Source organism: Sedimentitalea sp., assembly GCF_039973035.1.
Classification (GTDB): domain Bacteria; phylum Pseudomonadota; class Alphaproteobacteria; order Rhodobacterales; family Rhodobacteraceae; genus Sedimentitalea.
In genome coordinates this window covers 1-12,705 of sequence record NZ_JBDWLR010000011.1, presented here as the reverse complement: position 1 = coordinate 12,705, position 12,705 = coordinate 1, and the positions used below count along the sequence as shown (strand labels likewise).

Genomic DNA, 12,705 nt, shown 5'->3' with positions numbered 1-12,705 from the left:
TGTTCACCGCCCGGCAATGCGCAAAATCTATGCCCAGGTTTTCAGTGATCATGGTTTGGATGCGATCGTCTTTCCCACTACGCCACTGACGGCGCGGCCCATCGGGCAGGACGAAACGGTTGAGTTGAACGGCGCACAAGTTCCCACCTTTCCGACTTATATCCGCAACACCGATCTTGGCTCAAACGTCGGCGCACCGGGCATTTCCTTGCCGTGCCCCGTCACGTCCGGATTGCCCGTCGGCATCGAATTTGACGCATTACCCGGCCAGGACCGCGCCCTATTGGCGCTGGCGCTGGCTGCAGAAAAAGCGATGGCGCAGTAGACGCCGAAACCAACCAGGGAGAAGACACATGTTAAACAAGACACTGCGCCTTTTGGCGAGCACCTCTATCGCGGCCGTGATGATTGGCGGCACGGCATTGGCCGATATCAAAGTCGGCGTACTGGTGCCTGATTCAGGCCCCGCCGGGCTTTTCGGTCCCTCGACGCGCAATGCTGCTGAACTGGCTGCGCAAAAGATCAATGCAGGCGGCGGTATTAACGGCGAACAGATCGAACTGGTGTTTGCGGACGTAGGTGTCCCACCAGCGGAAGCGGCACAGGCCGCGTTACGGCTGTGGAAAGGTGAAGGCGTGCAAGCCTTCATCGGTATGCACGATTCCGCTGTGCGCGAGGCATTGGTGGGGCGGTTCAATGGCGAGGTGCCTTACGTCTACACCCCCGTCTATGAAGGCGGTGCCTGTGCCAATGGTCTTTACGTGACGGGTGAGACCCCAAGCCAGCAATTGGCCCCTGTGATCCCGTATTTGATGGACGCTGAGAAGATTTCAAAATGGTACCTCATCGGGCATGACTATAACTGGCCGCGCGACACAAACGCGCTGGCAAAGGGCTACATTGCCGATGCGGGTGGCGAAGTGGTGGGCGAAGAATACCTGCCATTCTCCGTCGCCGAATTTGACAGCTCGCTTCAGCGGATCAAGGAAAGCGGCGCAGATGCGGTTCTGATCACGCTTGTGGGCGGTGGTTCAGTTGGGTTCAACGTCAGCTTTGCGGGCTTCGGGATGGACGATCAGGCCATCCGGCTTGGCACGTTGATCGAGGAAAACACCCTTGCGGGGATCGGCGCGGACAACGTCAATCGCTTGTTCTCGACATCCGGGTATTTCACTTCGATCAAGGGCGAAGCGGCCGCATCTTTTACGTCTGATTATGCTGCAGCGTTCGGCGCGGATGCACCTGCGCTCAATACGCTGGGTCAATCATCTTATGAGGGCTTAATGCTGCTGGATGCTCTGGCTGAGAAAGCAGGCAGCCTTGATGTGGCGGCGATGGATGCCGCGGCAGAAGGGCTGACTTGGACCACACCGCGCGGGGACAATACTCTGACGGGTCACCATATGGCGCAGACGATTTATCTGGCAGATGGCTCAAGCGGAGCGTTCGAGGTTGTCACATCATTTGATAGCGTCGCTTCATCCGAAGCTTGCGCCAACTAAGCGGCAGCACAGGTGACCATTCTAATCCTCAATCTGATCTGGCAAATCAGCACACTGGCGTTGATTGCGCTGGGGCTTGCCATTGTCTTTGGCAAGCTGCGGATCATGAACATGGCACACGGAGAGTTTGTGATGATCGGGGCCTATGCGCCGGTCATCACCTCCAGCCTCGGGTTACCCACATGGTTGCAAGTGCCGGTTTGCCTCGTAACTGTGGCGCTGGTCGCATTGTTTCTGGAACGGACGATTATTCGGCATCTTTACGGACGCATGTTCGACAGTCTGCTTGCAACATGGGGCATCGCCATTTTGTTGCGTGAAGTCATCGAATTGATGTTTGGACGTGGCTATCAATCGGTCAGTGTGCCCATTGCGGGTACTGTCGAGATTTTTGGTGCGCAGTACCCTCTCTACCGCATTGCTGTCGTGGGCCTAATTTGCGTTGGTTTTGGCGCGTTGGCGTGGTGGAACCGCAGATCAAAGGTGGCCACACAGATCAAAGCGATGGTCGGCAATCCCGAGCTTGCCCAAGCCGTCGGGATCAACACAAGCCGACTGTCCGCAGCCGCTTTCGTCTTTGGATGCTGCACGGCAGGACTGGCGGGATTGTTGTTGGCCCCCACCATCCGCATTGAGCCAATGATGGGCATCGACTATCTGATCCGCTCGTTTTTCGCGCTGGTTGTGGGCGGCTTGGGCAGCCTCGAAGGTCTGGGCCTTGGCGTCACGCTGATTGCGGGCACCCAATCGGTGATCGGAGCATTGGCCAGCCAGACATATGGGTATCTCGCGGTGCTCACCCTTTCAATTTTATTCCTGTGGTTGAAGCCTGATGGCATCCGTTCTTCTTCCCGTTAGTCTGCTGTTGGCAGCCTTGTTGCTCATTCCCGAGATGTTCGGGGATTTCATGGCGTACCAGATCGGGCTTTATCTGATCTATGGCATCGCCGCGCAGGGTATCGGATACCTCTGGGGCAAAACAGGGATCCTGCCTTTGGGTCAGGCGCTGTTTTTTGGCGTCGCGGCCTATGCCACGGCTTCGACACTGCGAAATGTCGACAGCTTGCCTGCACAATTAGGGCTGGCAGTGGTCGCAATGTTGGTGATCGGTCTGCTGGCCTATGGCCTCGCCGTGTTGATCTTCAAAGGGCGCAGCGAAAGCGGGCCATATTTCTCGCTTATCACACTGGCGCTTGTTATGATTGCCGAACAAGTTGCTAACACTGCCTCCGGCTTGACGGGGGGCTTCAACGGTCTGTCCGGTTACAGCAGTCTTGGTGGCCTCGATCCCTACGGGAATTTCTATTATCTGGTGGTCGGTGCGACGGTTGTGGTTTCTGCCGGGCTACTGGTCCTTAACCGATTGCCCGTCAATCTGGTTGTCAAAGGCGTGGCGGACAATGAGCCGCGTTTGCAGCTTTTGGGCTTTGCGACCCACAGGATCAAGGGATGTGCCTTTGCGGTTTCCGCTGTCATTGCTGCGTTAGCGGGCGGCTTATTCGCCTCTCACCAAGGCATTGTAACGCCAACGGCAACCGGATTCGGCCTGTCTGCCGAGCTGGTCATTCTTGCCGCAATCGGCGGTCGTTTTCATGTTTTGGGTCCCCTCATCGGCGCGGTTCTCGTGGGCTGGGCGTCGGCAGAACTGCGCGACAGCTTTCCCTACTGGGAGATCGTCATGGCGCTGGGTTTCATTCTCGTCGTGCTGAAAGCGCCCGGCGGAATAGCCGAACTGGGTGCCGCGATCATGGCCCGAATTTGGCGATCTGGTGGGACGTCGGGGATCAGCCCTTCCGTAGCGCCTCTCTCGCAAGCGACCCAAGTTCCTGCTCCTGTGATATTTGACGACGTCAGGCTGCAAATTGGTGTCGTGCGTATTCTCAATGGCGTCTCGTTTGAAACACCCAGCAAAGGAATTGTTAGCATCATTGGCCCAAATGGTGCCGGTAAAACCAGTGCATTGAACACGATTACTGGCAATCTCGGCGTCAGCAGTGGTCAAATTAGTTTTGGCGATAAATCTGTTGAGAACCGCGCACCGCACACGGCGTTGGGCAACGGGATCGGGCGTAAACTTCAGGTGCCTTCCGTCTTTTTCTCGATGAGCGTCGCTGAGAACCTGACTCTTTCAATGTTGGCGGCGCGCGCGCGGTGGCGCGACCTTTTCCGGCCTTCTGCGTTTGGATGGCAATCAGCAGCATTGGCTCGCGTCATGGGTAACGCTGATTTGTCACTTGCGCGCGACCTGTCAAAAACTGCAGGCAGCCTACCCCAAGGGCATCGCCAGTTTCTTGAATTTGCCATGACCACGGCCGCAGAACCCGCGTTGCTGCTACTGGACGAGCCGTGCGCGGGTCTGTCGCCGGATGAAACCGCACTGATGACGCGATTGGTCCAAGAATATCAGGATCAAAGCGGTGGATTGGTGATCGTGATTGAGCATGACATGAGCATTGTCGAGGCCATTTCAGACAAGGTGCTTGTGCTGCATCAGGGGCAGGTTCTCGCCTTTGACAGCTACGAATCCGTCCGAGCCAACCGCCAAGTGCAGGCGGTTTATGCAGGAGCGTCCAAATGACGGTACTATTGGAAGTCGACAAGCTGACAGGTGGCTATGGCGACACGAACGTCATCTTTGACGTGTCTGCCCAAATTTCTGCGGGTCAGGTGCTTGGCGTCTTCGGACGCAACGGTGTTGGCAAAACAACTTTGGCGAGGTTGTTACAAGGCAATCTGAAGCCAGCAGCTGGCCGGCTCGTTCTCAATGGCGAAGATATTTCTGGCCTCAAAGCACATCAACGCCGCGCAAAAGGCATCGGATATATGCCGCAAACGGATATGGTCTTTAACGACCTCACGGTTTGGGAGAACCTTCAGGTAGGCCAGACCGCCCATCCTCTTGAGCCGTATTTTGACTTATTCCCCCGCCTTGCCGAACGCCGTGATCAACCTGCTGGAACAATGTCCGGTGGCGAGCGTAAGATCCTCGCGTTTGTGCGTACGATGATTGAAGGCACTAACGTGATCATCCTAGATGAACCATCCGAAGGCGTGCAGCCTGAAAACATCGAACTAATGGCGGAGTGCGTAAGAAAACGTGTAACTGCCGGAGCCGGCGTGTTTTTATGCGAACAGAATTTGAATTTTCTGACCAGTATTTCTGACCATTATCTTGGTATTGATACAGGAAATATCATCATCAATCGGCCTGCCACTGATATAAAATCAGATGACGTGCGTTCGGCATTATCACTGTGACGCCGCAATATTTCTATAACCAGAGTGTCCGCTTTTGCTGCCTTCCCGGACTTTGATTTTTAATAATAGAACGGCAGCTTCGTCCCGCAGACTGTGAATTCGCTTGTGCTGAGATTTTGCAATCGCAGCGAATGGCCGGTTCAACGGGCCGCACCGCAGTATATGATACGTTAGGCACCGCGCAGTTGCAGTGTTACGGTCACCGCTTCATCGTCACGGTTGCGCCAGAACCAGCCATGGTCTCCTGCGAAGGGGGTTTCAAAGCTACCCTCGCCAGACGTTTGGCCGCGACCTTTCTCATACGTGACGTTCTCGCCGTCCGCATGGGCGTGAAGGTCAAAGTTGACCCGCCCACCTGTTGAGGTCCACGCATAATTCAGTGTGGCACCTTCTTCCATCGTGGCTTTGATCTCTGTGGACTCACTCGGCGCGAGGGTGAAAGTGATCTCGTCCTGCCATGATTCTTCTGCGTGAGCAGTGGAGACAAACAGTCCGAAGATGTCATTCATCAAGGATGAGGATTCATCCCCTCCGTGTAGCGCCTCGTCTGCGGCGGCTTCGGCGGCAAGCTGCTGCTTGATCTCGCCCATCTCGGTCAGGCCAAGGATGCTGCCTACGCCCGTCGGGTCCGTCCCGTATTCTGCGGGCAGATAGACACAGACCCCGATGAATACGGGACGGACCCGATACCAGCGATGATCGAGGAACGGCGCAGTTGTGCCTTGGTTGGCAGGTCTTCGATGTTGGGTTGCGGTGCGTTGTGCATTATTCTCTCCAATTCTATGTGCGGGCGATGTAGCCTGCGATTTGCTGGTATGTGAGCAAAACGCCGAGGCCGACCATGATGATGTTCGCGACAGATGCCTGACGCATGAAGTTGGGGCTGCGACGCCAGTAGCCCATGACGATCAGGATCACGAAGAGCGCCAGTAGTTGCCCGACCTCTACCCCGACGTTGAAGGCCAAAAGGTTGGCCAAAAGCCCGTCCTCGGCGATCTGGTATTCGAGGATTTTGGAGGCAAGCCCTGTGCCGTGGAACAGACCGAAGATCAGAGTAGCGGCTTTGGTGTTGGGCTGGAAACCGAACCACTTCTGGAAGGTGCCAAGGTTGTCGAGTGCCTTGTAGACGACTGACAGGCCGATGATCGCGTCGATGATATAGGCGTTGATGCCCCAGCCAAACCACACGCCCAAAAGCATAGTGACCGAGTGGCCGATGGCGAACAGGCTAACGTAAATCGCCACGTCTTTCATATGATAAAGGAAGAACACGACGCCGAGCAAAAACAGGATGTGGTCATATCCCGTCATCATGTGCTTTGCGCCCAGATAGATGAACGAGATGATATGCACCCCGAAAATCTCCTGGATGTAGCCCGCATCGCCGGGGGTCACGTCATGGGCATAGGCAGAGGTCGCGAATGCCATAAGCATCAAGATGACCGTGGTGAAGATGGTCAGAGGCTGGCGCATAGGATGCGACTGCTGCCCCGACCGATAGGATCGGTTTGGTAACATTTGGATTTTCCGTTTGTTGAATGTGAAGTTTTGGGACGCCCTGTTGGGCGCAGCATCACACGCGTGGCGGTCGATCTAATCCGTAGTCTCTGCGGTCAGGCATAGCGCTGTGCGCCATCGCCCAACTTGAGCTGGTCGGCCTTATGGAACCTGAAGGTTCACGTGGCGGTAGAAACGCAATGTTGTGGTCATGATCTGCGATCTCATGGCTGTGACCATGATAGGCATGCATCAGGTCAATGATGTCTTCGTGAGCGTGGCCGTGTTCTTCGATCTCAGCATGATGCTCAGCGACGATCTTTGCCAGTTCAGTGAAGTCATGGGTGACCGAGCGGGAGTTCGCGGACAGGAGCATACCAACCGCCAAAGCGATGGTCAGCAGTCCTCTCAGGTATCCCCTGATTGCCCGTTTCATTCCACCTGCTCTCGTGGGTCTTGGCCCACTTGCCCGATCCCCCCTAGGGGGTTAGTTAACTCATATGACAAAACACACGACCCATGCAAGTCACCCCGCCATCGTCAAACGGCTGAAACGTGCCAACGGGCATTTGGCCAGCGTCATCAAGATGATTGAGGACGAGCAGCCCTGCGTGGACATCGCACAGCAGCTTCACGCGGTGGAGAAGGCCGTGCAGCAGGCCAAACGCACATTGATCCAAGATCATATCGACCATTGCCTAGACGATGCACTGGTCGGAACAGGTGAATCTTCCGTCACTGCCAATTTCAAGGCCATCACCAAGTATCTGTAAGGAACACCCATGCTCTCCGTCCTCGCTGACCGCACTTACCGCCATCTGTTCTTGGCACAGTTAGTGGCGCTGCTGGGGACAGGCTTGGCAACCATCGCACTTGGGCTGCTGGCCTATGATCTTTCAGGCGAACGGGCTGGCCTCGTCCTCGGCACGATCTTCACGATCAAGATGGTGGCCTATGTGGGCATCGCCCCGATTACAGGGGCCTTCGCCAACCGCTGGCCCCGCCGCACCATGCTGGTCAGCCTCGATCTTGTCCGTGCCGTGGTGGCCCTTTGTCTGCCGTTCGTGAGCGAGGTCTGGCAGGTCTACGTCCTGATCTTCGTGCTACAATCCGCATCCGCCGCGTTTACACCGACGTTCCAAGCCACGATCCCCGACATCCTGCCAGAGGAAGACCGCTACACCCGTGCGCTGTCGCTATCGCGTCTGGCCTACGATTTGGAGAACATAATCAGCCCACTGCTGGCCGCGATCCTGCTGACCTTCGTCAGCTTCAACGCCTTGTTCTTTGGCACGGTCATCGGCTTCGCTGGTTCCGCTCTGTTAGTCGTCTCCGTCCTGTTGCCAAGCCCAAAACCAACGGAGCCAAGGGGCATATACGACCGCACCACACGGGGGATGCGCATATACCTCGCCACGCCTCGCCTTCGTGGGTTGTTGTCGCTCAACTTCGCCGCCGCCGCAGCGGGGGCAATGGTGTTGGTGAATACAGTCGTTCTCGTCCGCTCTGACCTTGGCCTTGGGGACACGCAGGTTGTCATTGCCCTCGGAGTCTTCGGTGGTGGATCAATGCTGGCCGCACTGGTCTTACCAAGGCTGCTGGAGAACCAGCCCGATCGCCCAGTGATGATCTGCGGCGCACTGGTGTTAGTAACTGCGCTGTTGGCACTGTCTCTGATGGCATTGGTTTATGAGACGCAATGGATACCGCTGCTGGCAGGTTGGTTCATCATCGGGATTGGCTATTCCGCCATTCTCACGCCCTCTGGACGCTTGCTCAAACGCTCCGCCCACGCAGAGGATCGTCCCGCCGTATACGCCGCCCAGTTCGCCCTATCCCATGTCTGCTGGCTGGTGACCTACCCGCTCGCAGGGTGGCTGATTACTGTTTCCGGTCCAACGGTGACCTTCGCTGTCTTGGCCGTGCTTGCGGGTGCCGGTGTGGTCTGCGGGATTGCTCTCTGGCCGCAGGAAAGCGGCGGACCGGTGACACATTCCCACGATGACCTCCCGAAAGATCATCCGCATGTGCAGGATGGGCAAACGCACAGTCATCCAATCGTCATTGATGACTATCATCCGCATTGGCCACGGATGCGCGAAGTGGATAGTAGAATTGGATAGACACTATGGTCATTGCGTCTAAACGGCCCTGAGCCGCTATGCTCTCCGGCGGGCCAATTCACGATACAGAGCCGGAGGCGAGACGCCGATCTGGTCGGCTACGGTAATCCATTTGCCTTTTAGTGGTTCACCATACAAATCGATCCATGCGTCCAGCCGATCTGCGACGCGGCGCAATCGCAAGATCTCGATCCGCATCCGCTGCGCCTGAACTTCTTTTGCATGGGTCTCAATAAGGCTAAGCGCCGCGTCAGGCCGATCCCCGAGAGCAAAAAGGAATTTGGACCTCGGCAGAACCGCGACTGTTGTGACTGATCGCGCAACGGCATCGTAATGATAGGTTTTGGCGAACAGGGATGCTTCGGCCACAGCCGCGCCTGTGGTCGCGATATGAAGCGTCAGCGGCGCACCGTCTGCCAGCGAACGTTCCAAGGCAATTGAACCGGATTGGACCAGATACATCGACTTCACGGGGTCTTCCCGACGAAACAGAAGCGTCCCTTTTGCAATCTCACGCAAGGGTGCGTCATCAAAGATTTGTATCCAGTGCGACATGATAGAAATCATATATTGCATGACCCGGATCCGATAGGGTGCAATGAAATTACAAGGAAATTGAGGATGCGGTTCAAAATCTATCTTACAGTTGCGGGCCTTATAGGCGCAGCCGCAGTTGCCGTCGCGCAGACCCATGGTTCAGAACACGGGGATGGCATGGATCACACGATGCACGGTCAACGTGGCGAGATAAATGACACTGTTCTCACTGAACCCGGTCAGGGAGCGTTCGCGGCGCTTTCCGAAGTGGTGCGTGTGCTGGAAACCGATCCAGACACCGATTGGGGTCAAGTGAATCTGGCAGGCCTTCGGGCACATCTTGTGGATATGGACAGACTGATTTCGGATGCCGTGGTAGCAGAAACGGACCTTCCTAGTGGCATTGTCGCAACGGTCACAGGCGAAGAGGACACTGTGGCGACGCTCCGGGGTATGGTGCCTGCGCATGCTGCTCAGCTGGCGCGTGATGATAGATGGACTGTGGCCGCTTCACTGTCGGCGACGGGTGTGGAGCTGCGCGTGACCAGCAATGATCCCGCTGTCGTTGCCCGCATTCAGGGCCTTGGTTTCTTTGGGCTGATGGCCAGTCAGGATCATCACCGGGCACATCACCTGATGATGGCGCGGGGTGAAAACGCCCACGGCGAACACTGACGCCGCGACAGCATCTCACGGGTCGTTGACTTGCAATTCGGCATATAGCGCAGGTACGATTGCGCCATGGTCCTAATTCGATGCCTTCTCATTGTGATGCTGATGCTTTCCGCAACGTTTTCTGTGGCGATGGAGGCCGGACATGCAGCCAATTTCGACAGTGAACGTACTGTCGCGGAAACGATGTCAGACGACATGCCTGCGTGTTGTGATGACAGTACCGAACGCGGGCAAACCTGTCACGTACTGCTTGCCTTGCTGCCGGGCGCAGAAGGTTACAGCATGGGGCCAATCACTGGTGAAGATGTGTTTGCGGCAGCCGGTCTTTTGCTGAGCGGCATTGAACCGTCCGGCCCGCTCGATCCGCCGCGCGTGATGTGATCCAGCCTGCGCCATTCCAGCGCAGCCCCCTGAAATCACATCCAAAGCGGGCTTTGCTCGCGCGCTTACTTATCGAGAGGACATCTCATGAAACTCATCAAAGCACTTCTCAGCCTTGCCCCTGCGGCGGCACTGACCCTTGGCCTTGCAACACTTGGCGTGACCGGCATGGCTCATGCAGAAAACCATGCGGACATGGCCGATCACGGCAAAATGCATGTCACGAAAAGCCCGACCTGTGGCTGTTGCGGGGCATGGGTCGCGCTGGCCCGGGAAGAAGGTTACGACATCACAGTGACGGATACCGATGACATAACAAACGCAAAACTGGACGCGGGCGTGCCCGGTAATATGTGGGCCTGCCACACGGCCATGATCGATGGCTATGTTGTCGAGGGCCACGTGCCATTTGCCGCGCTGACCAAACTGCTGGAAGAACGTCCCGACATAGCCGGGATCGCCGTGCCGGGGATGCCCGCCGGATCACCTGGAATGGGGAATGACCCTGACGCCCGCTATGACGTAATCGCTTTTGGTGGTGCGGCGGGCGCAGGCGCGGTCTTTTATCAGGCTGGTTTGTGAAACGACCTCTTTTGATCGCAGTCGCGGGAGCGGCCCTATTGGGGGTCGCTCTCTATGCTCTTGTCCCGTTCTCTGCGGACGTGGGCAGCGTGGTCTTACGCGATGACGACCGCGACATGGTCGCACGAGGCGCTGGGATATATCAGGAGAACTGCGCTTCCTGCCACGGGGCCAATCTCGAAGGCCAGCCAAACTGGCGTGTGGCTGGTGCGGACGGGCGGCTTCCGGCACCTCCTCACGATGCCAGCGGTCATACGTGGCACCACAACGGCGACACCTTGTTCCGCCTGACAAAGTACGGAACCGGGGCGCTAATTGGCGATCCTGACTATGCATCCAACATGCCGATCTATGACGGTGTGCTGACGGATGATGAAATCATCGCCGTCCTCAGCTACATTAAATCAACCTGGCCGGAAGACATCCGCGCGCGTCATGACGAAATGGAAAACAGATGATGAAACAAAGTATTCTGGCAGGCCTGATGATGGCCGTACTGGCGACAGGCGCGATTGCGCACTCGAAGGCCGAAGACACGACGCCAGCGAATGAAGCGATCGTGACCACGGTTGAAGCGATTGAAATGCGCTTTGATGATCCGATGCGCGTGACCGCAATCACAGTGACCGGGCCGGACGGCGACGTGGCGATTGAGCGTGAAACCGGTATGGATGCTGTCACCGAGTTCCGCGCGATACCGCCCGCCGACCTGCCTGCAGGGGCATACACCGTCGATTGGCGGGGGCTCGCGTCTGACGGCCACCCGATGCAAGGCACGTTTGGCTTTACGATCACCAACTGACACATGGAGGGGCTGGCGCAGATCGATGGATGGACGGTAGCTGCCATTCTGGCGAAGGCACTGGGCTATGGTGCTGCACTGCTCGCAATGGGTGGGCCGCTTTTTGTGGCGGCTTTCCCGTTGGCTGCGCCGGACGTCCGACGGTTTGCCATCCGTATCGCGGTCGTTGCGGCTGTCCTTCTTATCGCGGTTCTGGCACTGCGGTTCGGCATTCGGGCCGCACGTATATCAGGCATGGGCCTGCCGGGGATGGTCGATCCGATGATGCTTGCCTTTGTGTGGGACAGCCCGCTTGGCACCGCCGCACCTTGGCGCGGTGCAGGTGTGGTTTTGGTACTGGGCTTGCTGGTACCGGGCCTATTTGGCCGAGTGACGGCTCTTTTCGGGCCGCTTCTGATCGCCATATCGTACACATCCGTAGGACATTCTCTTGGTGAGCCGCGTTGGCTACTGGCCGCGTTACTGGTCCTGCATTTGCTTGCAGCGGCGTTCTGGGTCGGAGCGCTTGCACCACTTCACCATGCGGCGGTTGGCGCAGAGGGCGCGGCGCTGTTGCATAGGTTTGGAAAAGCTGCCGCTATGACAGTCCCTCTGCTCATCATCGTCGGCAGTATCTTTGCTTGGATAATGACAGGATCGCTGTCAGCCCTCTTTGCCACAGCTTACGGCTGGACCCTGATCGCTAAACTGACATTTGTTTCGGGTTTGCTTGGCCTCGCAGGTTTAAACAAGTGGCGGCTTGTCCCTGCTCTGGCAGACGATCGTGTAGGAGCGAGCGACAGCCTGCGGCGCTCAATCGTTTTCGAGGCTACAGCTGTCTTTCTGATCCTACTAACGACCGCCACTCTCACCACCGTAACAACCCCGCCCATTAACTTGTAGCGAAGTTCAACTTGCGCCCGTATTTGTTGCTGCGTTGGTAGAAACTACACGTCCGAAGGTTTGGTTTGCTCGGCAACTCGTAAATATGTGGCGACCATTTTCTGTTTCTTGTTTGAATGGCAGGTTCTTGCGCCGCACCGCGGCGCAGATAATTCTGCAAACGCAGAAATTTCCGTTCTGCGTGCGCGCGCAACGTGAAATCTGAATTTACAGGTTGGGCTCACACTCAGTATTCGCTGCAATCAACATCAATGGCCGCTTTGGTCGCTCGGTCGTGTGATTCACTACCGAGATGAGCATGCAGAATGATTTGCTGAAGGAGGCCTTGGAAAAAAGCGCTAAGGCCGTCTCAGAGGCGAGAGATGGCCATGAACGCGGTCGCAGGGCATGGCGTCAGTATCGCTTTGGCGTGCCGTGCGTTCGATATCAGCGAGACCTGCTATAGATACAGCCCTGTTTTGAGCGA

17 protein-coding genes and 1 pseudogene are annotated in these 12,705 nt (G+C 56.8%); 14 read left to right on the top strand and 4 right to left on the bottom strand.

Annotated elements, in window-relative coordinates:
• From ABJO75_RS01470 to ABJO75_RS01450, 5 genes are all read left to right on the top strand, one after another.
• Positions 1-325: amidase family protein (locus ABJO75_RS01470; protein WP_348432372.1), on the top strand; the 325-nt coding region annotated here is incomplete at its 5' end.
• A 28-nt stretch (positions 326-353) separates the two neighbouring features.
• Positions 354-1,502 (top strand): substrate-binding domain-containing protein, encoded by a 1,149-nt coding sequence (locus tag ABJO75_RS01465; protein WP_348432371.1) that lies wholly within the window; start codon positions 354-356, stop codon positions 1,500-1,502.
• Positions 1,503-1,514: 12 nt separating this feature from the next.
• Entirely contained in the window at positions 1,515-2,360 is an 846-nt protein-coding gene (locus ABJO75_RS01460) for a branched-chain amino acid ABC transporter permease (RefSeq protein WP_348432370.1), read from the top strand.
• The gene (locus tag ABJO75_RS01455) at positions 2,335-4,080 is read left to right on the top strand and encodes an ATP-binding cassette domain-containing protein (protein ID WP_348432369.1); all 1,746 of its coding nucleotides are present in this window, start codon (positions 2,335-2,337) and stop codon (positions 4,078-4,080) included. The genes ABJO75_RS01460 and ABJO75_RS01455 overlap by 26 nt, the downstream gene beginning before the upstream one ends.
• Entirely contained in the window at positions 4,077-4,760 is a 684-nt protein-coding gene (locus ABJO75_RS01450; protein WP_348432368.1) for an ATP-binding cassette domain-containing protein, read from the top strand. The genes ABJO75_RS01455 and ABJO75_RS01450 overlap by 4 nt, the downstream gene beginning before the upstream one ends.
• A gap of 170 nt (positions 4,761-4,930) precedes the next feature.
• Here ABJO75_RS01450 and ABJO75_RS01445 read toward each other — a convergent pair whose 3' ends face one another.
• The 3 genes from ABJO75_RS01445 to ABJO75_RS01435 form a co-directional block, all read right to left on the bottom strand.
• Positions 4,931-5,350: a hypothetical protein gene (locus ABJO75_RS01445; protein WP_348432367.1), complete on the bottom strand. Its 420-nt coding sequence runs from the start codon at positions 5,348-5,350 to the stop codon at positions 4,931-4,933.
• A 190-nt stretch (positions 5,351-5,540) separates the two neighbouring features.
• Positions 5,541-6,194 carry a HupE/UreJ family protein gene (locus ABJO75_RS01440; protein WP_348432373.1) on the bottom strand — a complete coding sequence of 218 codons (654 nt, stop codon included), beginning with the start codon at positions 6,192-6,194 and terminating at the stop codon, positions 5,541-5,543.
• Positions 6,195-6,333: 139 nt separating this feature from the next.
• Entirely contained in the window at positions 6,334-6,693 is a 360-nt protein-coding gene (locus ABJO75_RS01435) for a hypothetical protein (RefSeq protein WP_348432366.1), read from the bottom strand.
• 64 nt (positions 6,694-6,757) lie between these two features.
• Here ABJO75_RS01435 and ABJO75_RS01430 point away from each other — a divergent pair, with 64 nt between their 5' ends.
• Together ABJO75_RS01430 and ABJO75_RS01425 are read left to right on the top strand one after the other, a co-directional pair.
• Positions 6,758-7,030: a metal-sensing transcriptional repressor gene (locus ABJO75_RS01430; RefSeq protein ID WP_348289552.1), complete on the top strand. Its 273-nt coding sequence runs from the start codon at positions 6,758-6,760 to the stop codon at positions 7,028-7,030.
• A 9-nt stretch (positions 7,031-7,039) separates the two neighbouring features.
• Complete coding sequence (locus ABJO75_RS01425) at positions 7,040-8,380, top strand: MFS transporter (RefSeq protein WP_348432365.1); 1,341 nt, start codon at positions 7,040-7,042, stop codon at positions 8,378-8,380.
• A gap of 36 nt (positions 8,381-8,416) precedes the next feature.
• On the opposite strand, the gene ABJO75_RS01420 is transcribed toward ABJO75_RS01425, so the two are convergent.
• Positions 8,417-8,956, bottom strand: a complete 540-nt coding sequence (locus tag ABJO75_RS01420; RefSeq protein ID WP_348432364.1) for a Crp/Fnr family transcriptional regulator — start codon at positions 8,954-8,956, stop codon at positions 8,417-8,419.
• A gap of 45 nt (positions 8,957-9,001) precedes the next feature.
• On the opposite strand from ABJO75_RS01420, the gene ABJO75_RS01415 reads away from it, so the two are divergent.
• From ABJO75_RS01415 to ABJO75_RS01385, 7 genes and pseudogenes are all read left to right on the top strand, one after another.
• Positions 9,002-9,592, top strand: a complete 591-nt coding sequence (locus ABJO75_RS01415; RefSeq protein ID WP_348432363.1) for a hypothetical protein — start codon at positions 9,002-9,004, stop codon at positions 9,590-9,592.
• A 102-nt stretch (positions 9,593-9,694) separates the two neighbouring features.
• A complete protein-coding gene (locus ABJO75_RS01410; RefSeq protein WP_348432362.1) occupies positions 9,695-9,973 on the top strand; it encodes a hypothetical protein in 279 nt (92 codons plus the stop codon).
• Between the two features lie 87 nt (positions 9,974-10,060).
• The gene (locus ABJO75_RS01405; RefSeq protein ID WP_348289543.1) at positions 10,061-10,555 is read left to right on the top strand and encodes a DUF411 domain-containing protein; all 495 of its coding nucleotides are present in this window, start codon (positions 10,061-10,063) and stop codon (positions 10,553-10,555) included.
• A complete protein-coding gene (locus ABJO75_RS01400; protein ID WP_348432361.1) occupies positions 10,552-11,013 on the top strand; it encodes a c-type cytochrome in 462 nt (153 codons plus the stop codon). The genes ABJO75_RS01405 and ABJO75_RS01400 overlap by 4 nt, the downstream gene beginning before the upstream one ends.
• The gene (locus ABJO75_RS01395) at positions 11,010-11,357 is read left to right on the top strand and encodes a copper resistance protein CopC (protein WP_348289539.1); all 348 of its coding nucleotides are present in this window, start codon (positions 11,010-11,012) and stop codon (positions 11,355-11,357) included. The genes ABJO75_RS01400 and ABJO75_RS01395 overlap by 4 nt, the downstream gene beginning before the upstream one ends.
• 3 nt (positions 11,358-11,360) lie before the next feature.
• Positions 11,361-12,239 (top strand): CopD family protein, encoded by an 879-nt coding sequence (locus ABJO75_RS01390; protein WP_348432360.1) that lies wholly within the window; start codon positions 11,361-11,363, stop codon positions 12,237-12,239.
• A gap of 289 nt (positions 12,240-12,528) precedes the next feature.
• Positions 12,529-12,705, top strand: a pseudogene (locus ABJO75_RS01385) (IS3 family transposase); the annotation flags it as partial.